General features: G+C 44.7%; 17 protein-coding genes. 12 read left to right on the forward strand and 5 right to left on the reverse strand.

Annotated elements, in window-relative coordinates:
- The first annotated feature begins 126 nt into the window (after window positions 1-126).
- Entirely contained in the window at window positions 127-1,563 is a 1,437-nt protein-coding gene (locus tag BN1360_RS17875; protein ID WP_256872356.1) for an MDR family MFS transporter, read from the forward strand.
- 125 nt (window positions 1,564-1,688) lie between these two features.
- On the opposite strand, the gene BN1360_RS17880 is transcribed toward BN1360_RS17875, so the two are convergent.
- Window positions 1,689-2,444, reverse strand: a complete 756-nt coding sequence (locus tag BN1360_RS17880) for a YheC/YheD family protein (RefSeq protein ID WP_068781204.1) — start codon at window positions 2,442-2,444, stop codon at window positions 1,689-1,691.
- A gap of 249 nt (window positions 2,445-2,693) precedes the next feature.
- Between BN1360_RS17880 and BN1360_RS17885 the strand changes: the two genes are divergently transcribed.
- The 6 genes from BN1360_RS17885 (at window position 2,694) to BN1360_RS17910 (ending at window position 8,126) form a co-directional block, all read left to right on the forward strand.
- A complete protein-coding gene (locus BN1360_RS17885) occupies window positions 2,694-3,104 on the forward strand; it encodes a hypothetical protein (RefSeq protein WP_068781205.1) in 411 nt (136 codons plus the stop codon).
- A 268-nt stretch (window positions 3,105-3,372) separates the two neighbouring features.
- A complete protein-coding gene (locus BN1360_RS17890; protein ID WP_068781206.1) occupies window positions 3,373-4,224 on the forward strand; it encodes a helix-turn-helix transcriptional regulator in 852 nt (283 codons plus the stop codon).
- A gap of 71 nt (window positions 4,225-4,295) precedes the next feature.
- Window positions 4,296-5,303, forward strand: a complete 1,008-nt coding sequence (locus tag BN1360_RS17895; protein ID WP_068781207.1) for an ABC transporter substrate-binding protein — start codon at window positions 4,296-4,298, stop codon at window positions 5,301-5,303.
- A 40-nt stretch (window positions 5,304-5,343) separates the two neighbouring features.
- Window positions 5,344-6,405, forward strand: coding sequence for an NAD(P)/FAD-dependent oxidoreductase (locus tag BN1360_RS17900; RefSeq protein ID WP_068781491.1), 1,062 nt, complete (start codon window positions 5,344-5,346; stop codon window positions 6,403-6,405).
- A gap of 297 nt (window positions 6,406-6,702) precedes the next feature.
- Window positions 6,703-7,026, forward strand: a complete 324-nt coding sequence (locus BN1360_RS17905; protein WP_068781208.1) for an ArsR/SmtB family transcription factor — start codon at window positions 6,703-6,705, stop codon at window positions 7,024-7,026.
- 92 nt (window positions 7,027-7,118) lie between these two features.
- Complete coding sequence (locus BN1360_RS17910; RefSeq protein WP_068781209.1) at window positions 7,119-8,126, forward strand: NADP-dependent oxidoreductase; 1,008 nt, start codon at window positions 7,119-7,121, stop codon at window positions 8,124-8,126.
- A 90-nt stretch (window positions 8,127-8,216) separates the two neighbouring features.
- Here BN1360_RS17910 and BN1360_RS17915 read toward each other — a convergent pair whose 3' ends face one another.
- The gene (locus BN1360_RS17915) at window positions 8,217-10,589 is read right to left on the reverse strand and encodes an ABC transporter ATP-binding protein/permease (protein WP_229521038.1); all 2,373 of its coding nucleotides are present in this window, start codon (window positions 10,587-10,589) and stop codon (window positions 8,217-8,219) included.
- 141 nt (window positions 10,590-10,730) lie between these two features.
- On the opposite strand from BN1360_RS17915, the gene BN1360_RS17920 reads away from it, so the two are divergent.
- The 5 genes from BN1360_RS17920 (at window position 10,731) to BN1360_RS17940 (ending at window position 16,831) form a co-directional block, all read left to right on the forward strand.
- Window positions 10,731-11,405, forward strand: coding sequence for a response regulator transcription factor (locus BN1360_RS17920; protein ID WP_068781210.1), 675 nt, complete (start codon window positions 10,731-10,733; stop codon window positions 11,403-11,405).
- The gene (locus tag BN1360_RS17925; RefSeq protein WP_068781211.1) at window positions 11,402-12,469 is read left to right on the forward strand and encodes a HAMP domain-containing sensor histidine kinase; all 1,068 of its coding nucleotides are present in this window, start codon (window positions 11,402-11,404) and stop codon (window positions 12,467-12,469) included. The genes BN1360_RS17920 and BN1360_RS17925 overlap by 4 nt, the downstream gene beginning before the upstream one ends.
- 86 nt (window positions 12,470-12,555) lie before the next feature.
- Window positions 12,556-14,316, forward strand: coding sequence for an ABC transporter ATP-binding protein (locus BN1360_RS17930; RefSeq protein WP_068781212.1), 1,761 nt, complete (start codon window positions 12,556-12,558; stop codon window positions 14,314-14,316).
- Window positions 14,313-16,175 carry an ABC transporter ATP-binding protein gene (locus BN1360_RS17935; protein WP_068781213.1) on the forward strand — a complete coding sequence of 621 codons (1,863 nt, stop codon included), beginning with the start codon at window positions 14,313-14,315 and terminating at the stop codon, window positions 16,173-16,175. The genes BN1360_RS17930 and BN1360_RS17935 overlap by 4 nt, the downstream gene beginning before the upstream one ends.
- A 467-nt stretch (window positions 16,176-16,642) precedes the next feature.
- A complete protein-coding gene (locus BN1360_RS17940) occupies window positions 16,643-16,831 on the forward strand; it encodes a DUF3934 family protein (RefSeq protein WP_068781214.1) in 189 nt (62 codons plus the stop codon).
- 232 nt (window positions 16,832-17,063) lie between these two features.
- Here BN1360_RS17940 and BN1360_RS17945 read toward each other — a convergent pair whose 3' ends face one another.
- From BN1360_RS17945 to BN1360_RS17955, 3 genes are all read right to left on the reverse strand, one after another.
- On the reverse strand, window positions 17,064-17,276 hold the full coding sequence (locus tag BN1360_RS17945) for an alpha/beta-type small acid-soluble spore protein (protein WP_068781215.1): 213 nt from the start codon (window positions 17,274-17,276) through the stop codon (window positions 17,064-17,066).
- A 208-nt stretch (window positions 17,277-17,484) separates the two neighbouring features.
- A complete protein-coding gene (locus tag BN1360_RS17950; protein WP_068781216.1) occupies window positions 17,485-19,233 on the reverse strand; it encodes a sensor histidine kinase in 1,749 nt (582 codons plus the stop codon).
- Window positions 19,230-19,964, reverse strand: a complete 735-nt coding sequence (locus BN1360_RS17955) for a response regulator transcription factor (RefSeq protein WP_068781217.1) — start codon at window positions 19,962-19,964, stop codon at window positions 19,230-19,232. The genes BN1360_RS17950 and BN1360_RS17955 overlap by 4 nt, the downstream gene beginning before the upstream one ends.
- Window positions 19,965-19,990: the final 26 nt, after the last annotated feature.

Consider the following 19,990-nt stretch of genomic DNA (forward strand, 5'->3'; position numbering starts at 1 on the left):
AAATTGCCGCGGATGTGTCCGAGTAGATATTTTGTTAACAAGTAAACAATAAGTAAATGGATGGTTTAACCTGCTATGGAAAAAAAGAATTTAATCAACACCGAAGAGCCACAAACACAGAAGCCTATGAAGTTTATCCCCATAATAATAGCTATTTTCATGGGAAATTTCCTTTCGCTGTTGAACAGTAATACGATTAATATAGCTTTACCGGTTTTGCAAAAAGAATTTTCCACCGACTTAAATGTCGTGCAATGGACATTGACAGGCTTTATGCTGGCGCTTGGCACGTTCGCGCCAACTGCCGGGTATTTCGGTGAACGCTACAGTTACAAGCGGCTGTATATTTTCGCTTTGCTTGGCATGACGGTGGCCTCCGTACTATGCGCTTTGTCCTGGAACGCACCGATGCTGATCGTGTTCCGCATAATTCAGGGTGCATTCTGCGGTATTATCGTGCCTGCATCGATGACGATGATATTTCAGATCATACCGCGACACCAGCAGTCTGTCGCCATGAGCATCTGGATTGCCGCTTCGATCGTGGCGCCAGCGATTGGACCGAGCTATGCAGGTTGGCTTATCCAGCACGGATCCTGGAAATGGCTCTTCTGGACCAATGTGCCGCTCGGTGTGCTTGCTATCGTTACTGCCTTTTTCTTCATTCCTTACTATCGCCTGCGCGTACCGAAGGGATTCGATTTATGGGGGCTTTTGACAGTCATCGCCGCCAGCTCGCTGCTGCTGATCGCGTTGTCGCAAGGCTCCGGTTGGGGCTGGGGATCGGTTAGCACACTGCTTTGTCTGGGCGGGGGACTATTGGCGCTGGCGCTCTTTCTGTGGCGCGAGATGTCCATCGAGTCGCCGCTACTGCAGCTCAGAGTGTTTCTAAATCGACGCTTCACGATGACGGTCATATTGCTCTGTATCGTAATGATCAACTTTTTTTCAGGCATGCTTCTCGTGCCCGTCTTCCTGCAAAATGTTCAGGGGCATTCGCCACTTGATACAGGGATCATTTTGTTGCCGTCCACGCTTGCCATGGCAATAATGTCCCTGGTTGTTGGCAGACTATATAAGGGGGTTGGACCCAAGCCGCTATTACTTATTGGCGTATTGCTGATGATTGCAGGAAATTTGCCGCTAGCGTGGCTTCAAATCGACAGTTCATCTGCTTATACGCTCTTATGGATGACAATCCGCAGTTTAGGTCTGGCTCTGGTGCTAATGCCGGCGACGACAGCCGGCATGGAGGAGGTTTCACGCGAGTATATCGGCCATGCCTCCTCCATTCAGAATTGGTTGCGAAATGTATTCGTATCGTTTGGTGTGGCTCTTTTCACCACGCTGCTAGCTTCACGTACAGCAGATCACGCTGACAAGCTAAAGGATGGGGACGTCGGATCGAGCTTAGTCCAGCTATCAACCACGATGGGCATTAACGATCTAAACATTTTGTCAACGCTTGTAGTAGTACTGGCTCTGCCATTTGTTTTTATGATTCGCTCCAAACGGAAGAAGGAACGGGGCATTGACAGCACTTTAAGCGATCCAGTACGTTAATCATCTCGTATCTAATAGAGCTAGACTTTTCGTAGAGTGATAGAAATAGCTTTATAAATAACCTGCAACTGCCGGGCATAGAGCCCGGCAGTTTAGCCATAAGTAGCATTCATTTCACTTTATGGCTATTTGAGACGCCCATATTGCTTCCCATAGGACAGAATCTTATTATATAGGCTCTGATCTTTTAATGCTTTAAGGGGGTATATTTGCGGCCGAGTATTCACTTCCAGAATCCAGGGTTTCCCCTTGGAATCGACAGCTACATCCAGACCGAGTTCTTGGAATCCTTGGTGATGACGGTCAAAGTTCCGGCCAACGGCAACACCCATTCTTTTGAGTTCTGATTCCAGTTGCGGGGTGAAGATGGAGTTGAAATCGGCACCGTTCATCGTCTTGCTGAAAGTGCCAATGGTTCCGCCCTGATTATAATTGGTGGCTACCTTCTTGGGGTTACCTACTTTGGTAAATAAGGCCGTGCTGACCCAATCTCCAAATCTGGTCTTCTGGACCATAACCCGGATATCGAATGGCTTGCCTTTGCTTTTGGCTAAGCGTATTCCTTTTTGCAACAGATAAGGTCTGCTCCCCGCAAAGCGTTTTAAAGCCCGATACAATTGGGCTGCACTTGAGTACACTGTTTTAGTAGTATTCAGCTGGCTCTGGTAACCCTTGTCTATTTTACGAATTCGGATAATATTTTTTCCGCCTGATCCATTGGTGGGCTTTAAGAAGACGATATTATAGTCATCCAGCATAGCGAGTAGATTTTTTTTGTTAAATAATAATGTACGCGGTACGTATCTTTGGAAAAAGGGATCATTTAGCAACCACTGAGTTTTCGTCCATTTACTCTTGATCGTGGTACTTTTATATTTCATTGTTGGGAGACTCACCCCTTGTTTTTTGTTTAGCTTATGCTGAGTAGTAGAACAAGTCTCCATGATGGCCTTGAACCAAGATTTGAGCCCAAGACCATTTTTATTGAATATGATAAGAAGTAAAGATGAAGTCCTTTACGCATGAGTGTTACAGAATGCGAGCGCTTAAGGCCAGAAACATTGAACAAATTTCAATAGAATGCCGATACATATATGAGAAGATATAGACAGAAAAAGGAGTAGAGTAATATGCGGCTTGAAACAGGCACCACGGCAAGATTGAAATTTCAGGAGCCTAAACAGGATATCCGCCGGCCAGCGGAATATATGTTTGAGCTTGGCAAAGAACAGACTGACAATCCGTCGAACAAATCAAAAGAAAGCAGCGGCAAACTGGTTACATGCCGAGAGAACGGTTATATCAGGCAGTACATTGTCCGGGCGGACGGCAGCCGGATTTTGCTCAGCGAGATGCAGGAGCCGCAAAGTGATGCCGCACCTCAGAGGCAAGAAGGGGACAAGGCGCTTCACAGCGAGCAGGAAGGCTCTATGGACCAAAACACGAAGGATATGATTCAACTGCTGAATGTGCAGGCAGGGATCGCGACCGATTATCGCAAAAAATCGGCTCATCTGGCGGCTTCGTATAACGTATTGTAAATGAAGAAACGCTGTAGTACTCGAACAAGAATATATACGCTTAAGGAGTCGCGAAAATCGCGGCTTTTTTTGTTTTTACGTATATAAGATCTATTCCCAAGCTCAGAGCAAAAGCTGATAGCCTGGTTCCATAGTAACGGCAACGGTTGCCACGATAATAGACGCGCCCCTAATTGATATTGATAATCAATATCAATTAAAGTAATATAAAATCATGTGATTTGTTGATTGGATAACTCATTAAAGCAGTACAGAGGAGCGGTGTAAAATGAAAATAGACATTAACAAGCTGGCTGAGCATTTTGCGCAAACCTCTTTTCAGGTAGAACAAGTTAGCCGGTACAGCCAGGAACCGGGAAGGTTCTGTAACGGATATACCGAAGCATTTCCAGGCTTTGTATTTCCTTTAAGAGGGGAAGCGGAATTTGTCTTCAACGGAACGCCCTATTTACTCACTCCGGGAAATGTGGTTCATGGGGGAGCAAATATGAAATTGGACAGAAAGGTTATTGGCAATGACAGGTGGGAGTATCTGCTTATACACTATCGCCTTTGCATTCCAGAGCCCCCAAGCTTTTCTCTGCAAAAAACGCATTTCCAGCTCTCACCGGGCCAGAGCCCCCGTCTGATGGAACTGCTTAAACTGCTGTGGCGATTATCCCGCCAGCCGGGAGGTATTACAGCCTTTCAGACAGAGACCTTATTCCGCCGCGTACTGGAGGAACTCTTCATCTGCGTCCGAAATCAAAGCAACGACGGTGATCAAGCGTTATTTGAGCAAATATCCAATTACATACACGAGCATTATATGGATGCGCTGACCGTGCGTGCTTTAGCGGAACAAAATGATATCAATGAAAACAGGTTATTTTACGTGTTTAAGAAATACACAGGTATGGGACCGGGCAATTACTTGATGGCCTATCGTCTTAACCAGGCCAAAGACTCCTTGTTAGCCAGCGATGCGCCAATAGGCGAGGTGGCCACATGCGTTGGTTATGCCGATGCCTTATATTTCAGCCGACTGTTCAGGAAACAGTTCGGTGTCTCCCCCGGTGAGTTCAGGATCAAGTTCAGGAATAATCCATATGGATTTCAGGATGGCTCCATTCACATCTAAAATCGGTTTTGCTAAACTGGCATAGCCAAGCCAGACAAGGCAAAACAAAGAAGATAAATGGAGGAATTAGCATGAAAAAGTTTATGGGACTGATCGTCTCCATTGCACTTTTAGCAAGTATGAGTATACTAGCTGGATGTAGCGGAACACCTAAAGCTAACAGCTCTGAATCATCGAACCATACCCCGCCTGTAACGGAGGTCGCCAATTCCGAACAAAAGGAGGGGGAAGCAAAAAACTGGCCGAAAACTTATGTGGATGCACTTGGCCGCGAGGTTGTGTTGGAGAAAAAACCTGAAAAGGTTGCGCTCCTTTTCTTCCGTAATTTCGAGCATCTGTTCTTACTTGGCGAATCCCCGGTGGCCGCTACAGATATCGATGTGCTTGACGAGTGGGAGTCATTGGCACCGTATAAGAATAATGAAATTGAGGATATCGGCTCAATCGCCAACCCCAATATAGAGAAATTGCTGGAGATTGATCCGGATCTGATTATCGCGGTCTCAAGCCGATATGCGAACTACAACGGGCAGTTGGACAAAATAGCTCCTGTCATTACTGTTGACAGCAATGAAAATAATTGGCAAGGGGCGCTGCGGGAATACGGAATAATTTTCGGAAAAGAAGAGAAGGCGGAAGAGGAAATCGCACGGATTGAAGCGTTCATCGCTGAATCAAGAGAGAAGCTTCAAACCTATAACGACAAAACGTTTGGCGTCACGATGCTGGGAGATAAACAATATTGGGCCTTTACTACACAATTTATTTTCAACAAAGACAATGGTCTTGGCCTAAATCCTCCAACCTCCTATGTCGATATGTCTTCAAAAGGAGAACTGATTTCGATGGAGGGGCTGGCGAATATGAACCCCGATTATATGTTCGTCGCGGATATAGGGGGGTCTTCCCAGAAATTAAAAAGCTATTTGAAAGATTTGGAGAGCGATTCGGTATGGAATTCTCTTCAATCCGTCAAGAACAAGCATATCTACCCTTTGGATAGTTCAATTGCGGCAGGGGGTCCGCTGGCAATCGAACTAGGGGTCAAAACGATTGTTGAAAATGTTTTATCTCAATAGGGTGATATAGCCATGTCTTTGCGAGGGAGAGATTCGAATGATCAACCATGAGGAATTATACGACGTTACAATCATTGGCGGGGGGCCAGCCGGTCTGTTCGCTGCTTTTTATAGCGGTCTGCGAGAAATGAAAACCAAGTTGATCGAGTATCAGCCGGTGCTGGGTGGAAAAGTTCATGTTTATCCGGAAAAAATGATATGGGACGTGGGGGGACTTACCCCCATTCTGGGCGAACAATTAATTGAACAGATGGTTGCCCAGGGGTTAACCTTTCATCCGACCGTGGTCTTGAATGAGAAAGTGGAGTCGATTGAACGTGATGATTCCGGTTTATTTGTACTGCGGGCTGCCTCAGGAGAACTGCACTATACAAAAACGGTCATCGTAGCGATCGGGGGAGGCATTTTAGAGCCTCAGAGAATTGACCTGGAGGGTGCAGAGAAGTTCGAAGTGACGAATTTAAATTATGCCGTCAAATCACTCATGCGCTTCAAGGATAAGACAGTTGTCATTTCAGGCGGAGGAAATTCTGCGGTGGATTGGGCCAACGAACTGGAGCCTATTGCCCGTCAAGTATACTTGACTTATCGCAAGGATACTTTGTCAGGACATGAGGCTCAAGTGAAACAACTGCTGAACAGTTCTGTAAAATGTTTCTTTCACACCACGATTACGAAGCTGATTGCCCATCCTAATCACGAGAGGATTGAAACCGTTGAGTTGACCAATCACCTGACGGGTGAGGTAGAGGTACTAGCCATTGACGAAGTGATCATCAATCACGGTTATGAACGGGACCGATCATTATTGGAGAACAGCAAAGTCAATCTGAAATTAATCGACGGTCACTATATTGATGGTGATGGAGTAAGCGGGACGACTGTACCGGGGATTTATGCAGCAGGCGATATCCTGAAATATGATAAGAAATTGCAATTGATTGCAGGGGCTTTTCAAGATGCGGCGAATGCAGTGAACCAGGCTAAGCTATATTTGCAGCCTGAAGCACATCAAAGCGGGACCGTATCTTCTCATAATGATATTTTTAACAGTCGGAATCGTGATTTAATTAATCAAATCATGCTTAAGAGTGAGCAATGAGGGTAAAGCATATCCGTCTTGACTGAAGAGACGATGTATATTTCAGCCTTATAGCACAATAACAAAAAACAGTCCGTTCTTGCGATGCAGGGCGGACTATTTTTTAGCTGTTTTTACAGGACTTAGTTTCTTGAATCTTAGTTACAGCCGAAGGCGGCCAAGCTCCCATTCATGCGGGCAAGATCATACCCGTGAGTAATTTGAGGTGTTGCTAGTGAGCATGGGCTTGATTTTGTGAAGAAAATAGCTATAATTATGTTCAATAGATTAAACCAATGGACTAAAGAGGTGGATTGCATGAGCCAGCAAACCGAGGATATTCTTCAACAATTTAAAGATTGCATCCCTCTATTGGAGGTGCTGACTGATGAAAACCGTCAAGCTATTATTATGCTGTTAGCTCAGAATAAATCGGGACTTAATGTTAATACAATAACAAGTCATATCAATTTGTCCAGACCGGCTATATCTCATCATTTAAAGGTATTGAAACAGTCCGGTTTTATTAAATCCGCGAAAAAGGGCGTAGAGAACTATTATGTATTGACTGTCCGGAAACCACTTGAGCAACTCAAATCGCTAATAACCGCCATCGAAGACGAATGTACTGGACCTCAGTAATTTAGAGAAGACTTAAGTGGATACATCGTGAGATTTAATTTAACCATTTGGTTTATATGATTAAACCAATAATCATAAGGGAGTGATAAGAAATGAAGGCTATAACTATTGAGAAATACGGAAAAAGGGTTCCCTTTGTAATGACAGAACAACCTATGCCGGATATCGGAGAACAGGATGTACTTGTAGAAATTCATGCAGCCAGCTTAAATCCTATTGACTATAAAATTAAGCAGGGGAAAGCGAAGATACTCTTAAATTACAAGTTCCCTCTCATTTTGGGAAATGATTTCTCTGGCGTTGTAGTCAAGGTTGGCCGCCGGGTGAACACCTTTAAACCCGGGGATGAAGTTTACGGTAGGCCACGCAAGAACCGAATCGGAACATTAGCTGAGTTTATTGCTGTTCACGAGGAAGATCTTTGGCTGAAACCGCAGAATCTAACCTTTGAGGAGGCAGCATCGATCCCCCTGATTGGACTTACAACTTATCAAGCTTTTGTTGATATTTTAAATCTTCAAAAAGGCCAAAAAATCTTGATTCACGCAGGTTCGGGAGGTGTAGGAACCTTCGCTATCCAATTGGCCAAGCTGATGGGTGCATTTGTTGCCACAACCGCAAGTGAAAAAGGCGATGAATTGGTCAAATCGCTGGGGGCTGATCTAATTATTAATTATAAAAAAGAGAATTTTGAAGAAATCCTTACCGGATATGACGCTGTTTTTGATACTTTGGGAGGAGAAGCTTTGGAAAAATCATTCCGCATTCTAAAACCAGGCGGACAGATTGTATCCATCTCCGGCTTACCAAACGCCAGATTTGGTAAGGAAACGAAAGCGGGTTGGCTAAAAACCGCCATTTTTTCCATCGCGAGCCGTAAGATCAAAGCCCAGGAGAAGAAGAGTCAAACGAGATATCACTTCCTGTTTATGAAGCCGAGCGGGGAACAATTGAAGGTTATCAAGGAATTTATGGAAGGCGGACTCATTAGGCCTGTGATTGATAAGGTGTATCCTTTGAAAGATACCGAGCAAGCCTTTCACTACCTGGAAAGTGGAAGGGCCAAGGGAAAAGTCATAATTAGTATTAAAGGTGCTTAAATATAAAATGGATACAAAAAAGAAGGACACCTATCGCCATAATAGGTGTCCTTCTTTTAGTCGTGCCAGGGTAGGCCGTCTTTAAAATGGCTATTCGCTTCGAAGTGCAACAACGGGATCTTTCTTTGCCGCCATCCTTGATGGAATAAATCCGGCAATTAAGGTGAGTATCATACTTCCGGCAACCAGCACAGCTGCATGAAGCGGGTTAAGATTTGCAACGCCAGAAATTCCGGCCAGATTAGATATAATAGTATTGATTGGGATTTGAAGCAGATAGGAAAGACCTACCCCAATCATTCCTGCCGTGAAACCTATAATCATCGTTTCCGCATTAAATACCCTTGAAATGTCTTTCTTACGTGCCCCTACACTGCGAAGGATGCCGATTTCTTTGGTGCGCTCAATGACCGAAACATAGGTTATAATACCGATCATAATTGTCGAAACCAAAAGAGAAATAGCAGCAAATCCGGTCAAAACATAAGTTACGGTATCCAGTAATGTTCCTGTTATGGAAGAAATCATTTCCGCCATATCCGAATAGATCAGTTTATCATCGTCTGATTTGCCATCATTAAATTTATCAAGGTAATCCTTGATCTTGTCTTTACTCTCGTAATCCTTCGGATAAATATTGATGCCTGTTGGAGTAGAATCAGCTCCAAGCATGATCAGCGCATTGTCCTTCGCCTTATTGTCTAAGGGAATGCCGAGCATAACATCCTTATCCGATTTTTTTTGGGCAGTTGCAATTTCGCTCTTCTGCGCATCGCCAACTACCTCTTGGGTGAGTGCCGTAGTATATGCAATACCCGGTGATAGATAACTGCTTGTCACATCTTCTTTAGCACGCAAAATGCCGGTAATTGTGAGTTTTGTTCCGGTATCACTGTCATACAGTTTTTCATAATCTGTAGGCGCAGCCGCAGTGAATAAATCGCCATTCCTGGTATAGTAATCATCATTCGGTATGACCTTTAATATGGTTTTGCCAATAAAATCGGTCAGCTTATAATTTTCGGTATCCTCAGTAATACCAAGTTTCTCAAAAAATGCTTTGTCAATGCGATTATATTGGTCCATAACTAAGACGACTTCATTTTTTTCTGTAGGCAGCCTGCTTCCTTCACCCATTAAATCATATTGGGCTAAAATAAAATTCTTATTTTCAGGAAGCTCCTGCAAATAGGTGCTATTGCCGCCCATCATCATTCCCATTGAAGTAGAAGTTGTTTCAAACTTTACGGCCGTGTCTTGTCCCTTTGCCAACAAATTGAGATTTACTCCGTGCATATAGGAAATATTGTTGACGGCATTAGGCAATTCAGTTTCAAGTTTTCCGATATAATTCAGATAGTCTTCGGTAATGATATTACTATGCTTTGTACTGTTTTTCTCGCGATCATAGGAGTACATCACGTTATCCTTCGGATATTCTGTATAGCCTGCAGCATCCTGATTTCCTTCAAGACCACCCGGGCCGCGTTCGGTCAAATCTATGGTTTGCTCGCCCGTGCTGATGGTGATGGGAAAGCTGCTCAGTGTATCGGACTGCATACTGCTCATATAGGTAGACAGTCCGTTGGAAAGAGCCAAAACCAGGGCAACACCGATAATGCCAATGCTTCCTGCAAATGCGGTAATAAGCGTTCTGCCTCGCTTTGTCAGCAGATTTTTAAAGGAAAGCGCCGTTGCTGTTATCAGTGACATCGAGGTTTTCTTAAACTTCTGTTCCTTGGCTGCTTGTACAAATGCTTTTTCTGCTTCAGCTTCCACAATCGGATTACTGTCCGACTGAACTTCACCGTCTAAAAAACGGATAATTCGGTCCGAATACTCCTCTGCCAGTTCACCGTTATGGGTCACCATAATGACAAGACGGGTTTTGGCTACCTCCTTTAGAATATCCATGACTTGAATGCTGGTATGACTGTCAAGTGCTCCGGTCGGCTCATCCGCAAGGATAATATCGGGGTCGTTTACGAGCGCTCTTGCTATGGCGACGCGCTGCATTTGACCGCCCGACAATTGATTGGGCTTTTTGTTCAAATGGTCTGCAAGTCCGACTTCTATTAATGCCTGCTTGGCCCGTTGTTTTCTTTCGGAAGTTGATACGCCAGATAAAGTCATCGCGATCTCAACATTTTGCAATACCGTTTGATGTCCGATCAGATTATAGCTTTGAAATACAAAACCTATAGAACGGTTACGGTAAGCATCCCAATCACCGTTCTTGAACTCTTTTGTGGACAAACCGTTTATTACTAAATCGCCACTATCATAACGGTCTAAACCGCCAATAATATTAAGAAGTGTGGTCTTTCCACAGCCTGACGGACCCAGTATGGAAACAAGTTCGTTTTCTCGAAATCCCAGTGATATACTTTTTAAAGCTGTAACAACCTCGCCGCTATTATATGTTTTTTTGATTCTCTCCAGTTTGAGTTTCAGCGTAAACACCTCTCTATTGTTTTGTGTGCACCAATAGGGTAGCAGTGCAAAGTAAACTGAAAATCAAGTGAAATTGTTCCAATTGATTTTCAGTTTACTTATGGGTGGTAAAGTTGATTAGCAATAACAAGGTAAATGGAGGCATTGGATATGCTGAAAATATTAGTCGTAGAAGATGACACCAACTCCAGAAAGCTGATGTGTGCCGTTTTAAAACAGAACGGGTTTGAAACATACTGGGCGGAGGACGGCATCGTCGCACTTAAATTAATGGAACAGCAGCATTTTGATTTAGTAGTACTTGATTTAATGATGCCGAATATGGACGGCTATGAATTAACACGGCAGCTCCGACTTTCATGGGAGAATTTGCCGATCCTGATGGTTACAGCTAAGCAGGAGCCCAATGACAAAAGGAAGGGGTTTCTGGTCGGTACGGATGATTATATGACAAAACCTGTAGATGAGCAGGAGATGGTACTTCGTATTAAGGCACTTCTTCGCAGAGCAAAGATTGCCAGTGAACACAAATTAACTGTCGACAAGGTCGTGCTTGATTATGATGCGCTCACCGTATCCCGTGAAGATCAGGTGATTACACTACCGCAAAAAGAGTTTTACCTATTATTTAAGCTGCTTTCATATCCAAATATGATTTTTACCCGCCTTCAACTTATGGATGAAATTTGGGGGATGGAATCTGAAACCGATGACCACACGCTTAATGTTCATATCAACCGCTTGAGGGACAGATTTCGGGGTTGGTCAGAGTTTGAGATTGTTACCATTCGGGGGCTTGGCTATAAGGCGGTAAGAAAAACATGAGAGATTTTTTTAAGAAGCGATTAAGTCTTGCTATAACCTTAGTGATGTTTGTGTTTGGTGTGATGGTGTCAACTTTTCTGCTGATCGGAGCGAGCGTTGTCCTCTTGCAGCATATTGGAGTTATTTCTCTTTCGGATCATTTTGTACCGGAATCGAGAGGGAGCAGCGGGAATCACATTATCCCGTTATTTATTCTCTTTGGTCTTTGCATTTTGCTTGGAACTGCACTTACGGCCTTTCTTAGTAAAAAAGCGCTGAATCCCATCCGCAAGGTAATTGATGCCACACATAAGGTGGCCGGAGGAGACTTTAGCGTTAAGGTAGATCTAAAAGGCATTGGAGAATTGGAAGAATTGTCTCAGAGCTTTAATAAAATGACCCAAGAACTTTCGAGTATAGAAACACTGAGAAGCGATTTTGTTAACAACTTTTCCCATGAATTTAAAACACCTATCGTATCTTTACGTGGCTTTGCAAAACTTCTCAAGGAGAATAATCTTTCGGACGAAGAACAACGGGAGTATCTTGACATTATCATAACGGAATCTGAGCGTTTAGCTGCACTTTCCACCAATGTTCTTACTCTGTCCAAATACGAGACCCTTGAAATTGTTGTCGATAAAACCCCGTTCAGGTTAGATGAACAAATTAGAAAGTCTATCGTTTTAATGGAGCCCAAGTGGTCTGCAAAAGAGATTACCGTAAATGTGAATTTGGATAAGGTGATTTATAACGGAAATGAAGATTTGACACAGCAAATATGGATTAATCTTTTAGATAACGCGATTAAATTTACCGATCCATATGGCTTTATAGATATTACCCTTGTAAATAAAAATGACGAGATCCAGTTTATTATTCAGGATGACGGACCCGGCATGGATGATCAGACGAAAGCTCATATTTTCGATAAATTTTATCAGGGCGATACTTCACATTCCAAAACAGGATACGGGCTTGGACTTTCACTTGTAAAACGGATAGTGGTACTTTGCGGCGGTGACGTTAGCGTTCAAAGTCAACCGGGGAAAGGCAGCATATTTACCGTTATATTTCCGGTATAAGAGTTACCCGGAACGCAACCCTTGTTATTCTTCGTAAAGCTGCCACTATTTAATTTTAGCAATATTAACAAACAGGAGGATTGTGCATGATAAAAATTTTTAAGTATCTTAAGCCCAAAGAATGGATACAAGCGGTTATCAGTCTGGTATTCATTGCCCTGCAAGTATGGCTTGATTTGAAACTGCCGGATTATATGGCGGAAATTACTCAGCTTGTCCAAACGACAGGCAGTGAGATGAGTGAAATCTGGAAAGCCGGGGGGTTCATGCTCCTGTGTGCGCTAGGGAGTCTTGTTTCCGCGATTTTGGTCGGCTTTTTTGCAGCGCGGATTGCATCGTCTTTCTCACAAAGGCTTCGCAGTATGCTGTTTAACAAGGTCGAGTCTTTTTCCATGGAGGAAATAAACCGCTTTTCTACTTCAAGTCTGATTACCCGTTCCACCAACGATATTACGCAGATTCAAATGCTTGTCACAATGGGATTGCAAATCATCATCAAAGCGCCGATCATGGCGGTCTGGGCCGTTACGAAGATTGCTGGAAAAGGATATGAATGGTCGCTGGCGACAGGTGCAGCTGTTTTGATCTTGCTGGTCATGATTGCATTCATTATGGTATTCGTACTGCCGAAGTTCAGAAAAATGCAGATGCTCACCGACAACTTAACCCGCGTGGCTAGGGAGAACCTTACAGGTTTGCGTGTGGTTCGAGCTTACAATGCCGAGGATTACCAGGAACAAAAGTTTGAAACGGCAAACGAAGAACTTACCTACACCAATTTGTTCACCAACCGGGCCATGTCGATAATGATGCCGGTGATGAGTATGATTATGAGCGGGCTTAGCCTTGCTATTTACTGGATTGGCGCATATCTAATCAATGCGGCTCAAGCAACGGATCGATTGACGCTATTCTCCAATATGGTTGTATTCTCATCCTACGCCATGCAAGTAATTATGGCCTTCTTGATGCTAGTGATGATATTTATTATGCTTCCGCGAGCCAGCGTTTCCGCCAAACGTGTTAATGAGGTGCTGGATACGCAGCCGACTATAAAAGACGGTGTTGTGACTGAGGGCTTACAAGGAATAAAAGGCGAGGTCACCTTTAATCATGTTAGCTTTAAGTACCCGGATGCAGCTGATTATGTTATACATGATGTCAGCTTCACAGTGAAACAGGGGGAAACGATCGCGTTTATCGGCTCTACCGGAAGCGGGAAGTCAACCCTTATCAACCTGGTACCGCGTTTCTTCGATGCGACTGAAGGCGAAGTGCTGATTGATGGTGTGAATGTACAAGAGTACAGCATGGAATCGCTCTACAATAAAATCGGCTATGTGCCGCAAAAGGCGGTTATGTTCAAAGGAACGGTGAGTTCCAATGTGGCCTATGGAGATAATGGCAGCGAGGGTTACAGTGAAGAGGAAGTTAAAAAGGCCGTACAGATAGCACAGGGTGCGGACTTTGTGGAAAAGATGGAGGATGGTTACAATGCCTCGATTTCACAAGGCGGCACAAATGTATCGGGTGGTCAGAAACAACGTCTCGCTATTGCTCGTGCAATTTGCCGTAAACCTGAGATCTATATTTTCGATGATTCATTTTCGGCGCTGGATTATAAAACAGATCGTGTGTTACGCAGCGTGCTGAGGAGGGAAACTACTGGTGTGACAAGTATGATTGTGGCGCAGCGAATTGGAACCATCATGGACGCCGATCAAATCATCGTACTGGATGAAGGCAAAGTGGTCGGAAACGGAACACATAAAGAGCTGCTTCGCGACTGTGATGTATACAGGGAAATCGCTATGTCGCAATTGAGTGAGGAGGAATTGATATCATGAGTGAAAATACGGAAAGCAGAAGACCCGCCAGAGGACCAATGGGGGGACCTCCCGGAATGCAAGGTCACACCGAAAAACCAAAAGATTTCAAGAATACATGGGGCAAATTAATTCAATATTGCAAAAATTATATGCCCGTTATTGTCATAGCCCTCATCATCGCGGCTGTCGGTACTGTATTACAAATCATAGGGCCTGATAAATTAAAGGATATGACCAATGAAATTACCAAAGGGCTTCCTGCGCTTATAAACGGGCAACCGGTCGTGAGGGCCATTGATATGGATGCTGTAATGAATATTGCAATCATACTCGTATTCTTCTATGCTTCTTCTGCGCTGTTAAGTTTTGTTCAAAACTATATAATGGCAACTGTAACCGCCAGAATATCGAAAAATATGCGAACCGGCATCTCTCATAAAATTAATAAGCTGCCGCTTAAATACTTTGATAAAACAAGCTATGGCGACGTACTCAGCCGTGCCACGAATGATGTTGATACGATAGGACAAACGCTAAATCAGAGTGTCGGTACAATGGTAAGCGCAGTAACCATGTTCGTTGGTTCTCTAGTGATGATGTTCTACACGAACTGGATTTTGGCGTTGACCGCAATCGGCTCTACCATTGTCGGTTTTGTGTTAATGATGCTGATCATGTCAAAATCAAAGAAACATTTTACAGCGCAACAAGAAGGCCTTGGGGAAATCAATGGTCATATTGAGGAAATTTATTCGGGGCATAATGTGGTTAAAGCCTATAACGGCGGCAAAGCGGCGAAAGAGACCTTCGAGAAAATTAATGAAACTCTTTATGACAGCGGCTGGAAATCACAATTTCTATCGGGATTGATGATGCCTATTATGAGCTTTATTGGAAACTTAGGTTATGTAGCCGTGTGCGTAGTCGGAGCAGTGCTTGCCATGAACGGCACTATTTCCTTTGGTGTAATCGTTGCATTTATGTTGTATATACGCCTCTTCACGCAGCCGTTAGCGCAGTTGGCCCAAGCAGCTCAAACCATGCTAAGAACCGCTGCCGCCAGCGAGCGCGTCTTTGAATTTTTCGAAGAAGAAGAAATGGCTGATGAAAGCGAAAAAGCAAAAATACTAAGTAATATTAAAGGCGATGTAGAATTTAGACACGTGAAATTCGGCTATGATAAAGATAGAACGATAATCCACGGCTTCTCAGCTATGGTCAAAGCGGGGCAAAAGGTCGCGATCGTTGGCCCGACAGGGGCGGGAAAAACGACGATGGTTAACCTTTTAATGCGCTTTTACGAGCTGGATAGCGGCGAGATCTTGCTTGACGGTATACCTACACATCAAACTACCCGGGAAAACGTACACGAACAATTTTGCATGGTTTTGCAAGATACATGGCTCTTTGAGGGAACAATCCTGGAAAACATCAAATACAGCAAACAAGACGTCACGGAGGAGGAAGTCATTTCTGCATGTAAGGCCGTCGGACTGCATCATTTTATACGAACGCTTCCCGATGGGTACAACACCGTATTGAATGACAAAGCGAGCTTATCGGCTGGACAAAAGCAGCTTCTTACTATCGCGCGAGCCATGATCCAAAATGCACCCCTCTTAATTTTAGATGAGGCGACAAGCTCGGTGGATACACGCACGGAACGCAAAGTGCAGGAAGCGATGGATAAGCTAATGGTGGGTAGAACATCATTTGTTATTGCCCACAGACTTTCGACGATACGCAACGCGGATATGATTCTGGTCATGAAAGATGGAGACATTATAGAAAGCGGCAATCACATCGAGCTTCTGGAGAAAGGCGGATTCTACGCGGAACTTTATAACAGCCAGTTTGAACTACAAGATGCCATATAGTTTGCCATCAGTATGAATGCAGATAGAACCCCAATTTCAGCAACATTAATGCAGCTGAGATTGGGGTTTTTCTCTATTTTTTAGGCAAGCGGGCAGGAGGGAGCTGATTGAATATTGATTCAAGATTGATGATGACTAACAACCGCAATGGAAACTGATTTTTGTTAGACTAACAGGCAGGAGGGTTCAAAAGTTTCGCGAATACCCTGCATATCCAGCATTTCAGCGCTACGGGCGGGGGCAAGCTCGACCTTTGGTCCGGAAGAAGCATGATACAATAGAAGTTGGCAATTTGGAACGGGGGGGAAGCATACTCAAGTGGAATAGCGCTGTATGGGGAAAGCTGACAGGATCAGGGCTTTGAAACATACAGTATGTACATACTGACCGAAGTGGTGTATATTTCAACATGCTGGTGAATTAGTCTATGACCAAAATAAGAATACCGCATGTAACGGAGTGATCTATTGAGCAAACCAAAAGGCAAGAGTGGAACAGGTAGAGGCACGGGTAAGAAAGGCTGGACCCGCTGGGACGCAAAAGCCCGCCGGGCCAAAAGCGCCCCGAAACCTTATACGAGTAAAGGTACGAAGAAATCCAGCGATGCTAAAGACGAGGGACCTATCAAAAACGATAGCGGTGTAAAGCGCAGCTGACAGTTGTGTTTCGACAAGTATGTTTCGACAAGACATGATAATGTTTAATAAAAGCCGCATAATCTGCGGCTTTTAATGTTACTATGTTTTTTGTCACCCGACATGAACTTCAGATAAGCGCTTCCTAAGATTCATTAAAGAGGCAATCTCAATACGATGAGATTGCCTCTTTAATAATTTATTGAATCTTTGGTAATATTCGCAGCAAGTTAATTGGGGCCGAAATTAATAATTAGTGACGCCCTTGAATAGACTGTTCAGCCATTTGAACAAGACGTTTAGTAATGTATCCTCCAAGAGAACCAGTTTCGCGGGATGTCATATTGCCATAGTATCCATCCTGAGGGATTTGAATACCCAATTCCTGAGCAGCTTCGATTTTCATTTGCTGCAAGGCCATTTTGACTTGAGGTATAACCAGGCTGTTTGAACTAGATTGAGCCATGTTAATTTTCTCCTTTCAGTTGTGCATTATTTGGAATAAGCAAGCAAGTTTATTATGGCTCCGTCGCTAATAGTTATACAGGAAAAATGAAGTTCCTCAAACAAATCACTTTTTAAAAAATTTAAACGACTTATTACCCGGTTCTTGGCTTCATAAGTTGTTGGAATTTCCCTGCCTTTTAATTACGCATAACAACAGTTAGACAAAATCATATAGCATCGCAGGGCAATAGAATCTCAATCTTCATGCCTTGCCATACTTTGGAATGCACCTGGATTTCGCCGCCGTGCGCTTCCACAATGGCTTTGGCGATGCTCATTCCGAGCCCGGAGCCAACCGTCGATTCTTCCGTATTCGTTCCCCGATAGTACCGCTTGAACAAATGATGCAGCGTTTCCTCGTCCATTCCTTTGCCGTTATCGATGACTCGTATACCGGCCTTGCCGTTTATTCTGCCGACTGATGCAGTGACGACTACACCCTGCGGATTATGCTTAACGGCGTTGGACAGCAAGTTATCCATCAGCCTCTGAAGCCAGGTCTCATCTGCTTTTACCATTAGGGGACTCTCCTCCCCAACATAGTGAAACTGATAGTCAGACATCGTGGCGTCATTGACGTACTTCAATACCGAGCAGCGCACCAGCTCATCCAAATCCAACTCCTGAAGATTCATAATCGAATCTCCCTGCTTAAGCTGATGAATCATGGAAAAATCAGAGATCAGTTCAAGCATATAATCCCCTTTTTCCCGAATCGTCGATCCCATAACCCGCATCTCCTCCTGGCTCCACTGCTCAGGCAAGCTCTCGAGCATATATCCATAGCCTTGAATGGTGGAGAGGGGAGTGCGCAGATCATGGGAAATCCCTGACATCCATTCCGCTTGTGCCTGCTCCAGCTTCTCACGTTCCTTCTCCGTTTGTGCCAATTGATGGGTCATCTGATAGAAGGATTCAATGACTTCCCTATAAAGTTTGTAGCTGGTTCGCATCGTACCGTTGCGGCGGAATACCTTGCGCTTGTCCTTGGCGGTCAGCACTTCGTCGTATTGACCCTTGCGCATGCGTTCGAACCAGCCTGCGAACAGAATGAGCGGCTGACCATAACGGTATCCATGCCATATGGAGACCGGAACCGCCAAGAGCAGGATTAGACCCGAAAACCATACAAGCCCACGCGTTGCCGTATCCAGCACGGGATGCTTCAGTGGACCTCCAGTTGGATTAGGCGTATAGAGGATCCAGGTCTTTCCGCTTTGCTTGTCCCGCTGGGAGACAATATTCGTGTCATAATTGCTGGGTGATTGCTGGATGGCCAGAATATCCAGCGGACGATACGCCTTTTTCGCGTTTGCTTTATCGCCGATGTCTTGTATGGTTTTGCCTGCGGGGTCGATCACCTGCAGATAGCTGCCGGTTTCGCGCAACCGCTGGTCCAAAGAGGGGATCGCTTCACTTCGCACTATCCCCTTCTGGCCGTAAGCGTCGAACCAAGCCACGAGTTGGTCGAGATCAGGACTATGGTATCCCAGCATGTACAGATGCGGCTCGTTGAAGGCAAAATTCAGCTCCGTGTTTACGGCATAAGTCCCAAGCGTACGCGTCTCTTGAATTTCAAGCAATTGAGCGGTGGAGTAGGAGGGCGGCAGCGCATGCTGCGGAGTTGAGTTTACATCATAAATTACCCTTCCTTCGGCATTCACAACCTGCAACCACATTCCTCTATCCTCAATGAGCTTAACCCACTTGGGGGAAATTTGAATGGTCCCATCCTTGGAGCTAGCTTCTTGAGCGATCAGCTGCAGGGCGCCTGCTGGAAAGTTACGGCGTATCTCATTGTTCTTCGCATTCTGAAAGTACAGGATGCATGCTACCAGAGTAATGGCCAGAATCAGTAGGGAATAAAAGATCAATTGATAGGCAAAGTGGAAAGCCATGCGTTGTTGTATTTTCATCGCACCTGCGACTCCTTCACCAGCTTGTATCCGAGCCCGCGGACGGTAACGAGCAGTTTCGGATCACCGGGCTCGATCTCGATCCGCTCCCTAATGCGCCGAATGTGTACCATGACCGTCGAATCATCTCCCAATCCGTTAATCCCCCAAACCTTATCGTATAGCTGCGTTTTGGAAAATACGATTCCCGGATGCTTGCAGAAGTGCAGCAGCAGTTGGAACTCCTGTGCGGGGCATGGAACAGGCTGTCCATCCACGATCAACTCGCCCTCCGCCTCGTTAACGGTAAGACGGCCTAACCGGTAAACCCCTGAATCCGGCCGCTTTATTGGCATGGGTGTAGGAGCCTCCTGCTCCAGTCGGCGGATGCGCGCCTGAATTCTAGCAGCTACCTCCAAGGGATTGAAGGGCTTTGTGATATAATCATCCCCGCCCATAGCGAAGCCTTGAAGGACATCGAGATCGGAAGCCTTGGCCGTCAGGAACAAAATATGCGGATTCCCATATTCGCGGAGCTTGGAGCAGAGCTCTAATCCGCTGCCGTCAGGGAGCATGATGTCGAGCAGGACGATATCGGGGGCAATGCGCGCCGCTATGTCAAGTCCTTCTGCACATGTGGAAGCCGGGTACAGACGATGAAACCCTTCCCTGCGGAGCACCATTTGGAGCATTGTAACAATCGAGGGCTCATCGTCAACGATTGCGATTTTAATATCAGATAGATTGGTCATTGTGTTCACCCTTTCCCATAGTAGCA

This window comes from Paenibacillus sp. GM2, from assembly GCF_900069005.2.
In the GTDB taxonomy this organism is placed as follows: Bacteria; Bacillota; Bacilli; order Paenibacillales; family Paenibacillaceae; genus Fontibacillus.

What these genes read in the sequence shown, in the direction of transcription:
- BN1360_RS17875 (WP_256872356.1), top strand. Translation starts at nt 127, where the DNA reads ATGAAGTTTATCCCCATAATAATAGCTATTTTCATGGGAAATTTCCTT.
- BN1360_RS17880 (WP_068781204.1), bottom strand. Translation starts at nt 2,444, where the DNA reads ATGAAATATAAAAGTACCACGATCAAGAGTAAATGGACGAAAACTCAG.
- BN1360_RS17885 (WP_068781205.1), top strand. Translation starts at nt 2,694, where the DNA reads ATGCGGCTTGAAACAGGCACCACGGCAAGATTGAAATTTCAGGAGCCT.
- BN1360_RS17890 (WP_068781206.1), top strand. Translation starts at nt 3,373, where the DNA reads ATGAAAATAGACATTAACAAGCTGGCTGAGCATTTTGCGCAAACCTCT.
- BN1360_RS17895 (WP_068781207.1), top strand. Translation starts at nt 4,296, where the DNA reads ATGAAAAAGTTTATGGGACTGATCGTCTCCATTGCACTTTTAGCAAGT.
- BN1360_RS17905 (WP_068781208.1), top strand. Translation starts at nt 6,703, where the DNA reads ATGAGCCAGCAAACCGAGGATATTCTTCAACAATTTAAAGATTGCATC.
- BN1360_RS17910 (WP_068781209.1), top strand. Translation starts at nt 7,119, where the DNA reads ATGAAGGCTATAACTATTGAGAAATACGGAAAAAGGGTTCCCTTTGTA.
- BN1360_RS17920 (WP_068781210.1), top strand. Translation starts at nt 10,731, where the DNA reads ATGCTGAAAATATTAGTCGTAGAAGATGACACCAACTCCAGAAAGCTG.
- BN1360_RS17925 (WP_068781211.1), top strand. Translation starts at nt 11,402, where the DNA reads ATGAGAGATTTTTTTAAGAAGCGATTAAGTCTTGCTATAACCTTAGTG.
- BN1360_RS17930 (WP_068781212.1), top strand. Translation starts at nt 12,556, where the DNA reads ATGATAAAAATTTTTAAGTATCTTAAGCCCAAAGAATGGATACAAGCG.
- BN1360_RS17935 (WP_068781213.1), top strand. Translation starts at nt 14,313, where the DNA reads ATGAGTGAAAATACGGAAAGCAGAAGACCCGCCAGAGGACCAATGGGG.
- BN1360_RS17945 (WP_068781215.1), bottom strand. Translation starts at nt 17,276, where the DNA reads ATGGCTCAATCTAGTTCAAACAGCCTGGTTATACCTCAAGTCAAAATG.
- BN1360_RS17950 (WP_068781216.1), bottom strand. Translation starts at nt 19,233, where the DNA reads ATGAAAATACAACAACGCATGGCTTTCCACTTTGCCTATCAATTGATC.
- BN1360_RS17955 (WP_068781217.1), bottom strand. Translation starts at nt 19,964, where the DNA reads ATGACCAATCTATCTGATATTAAAATCGCAATCGTTGACGATGAGCCC.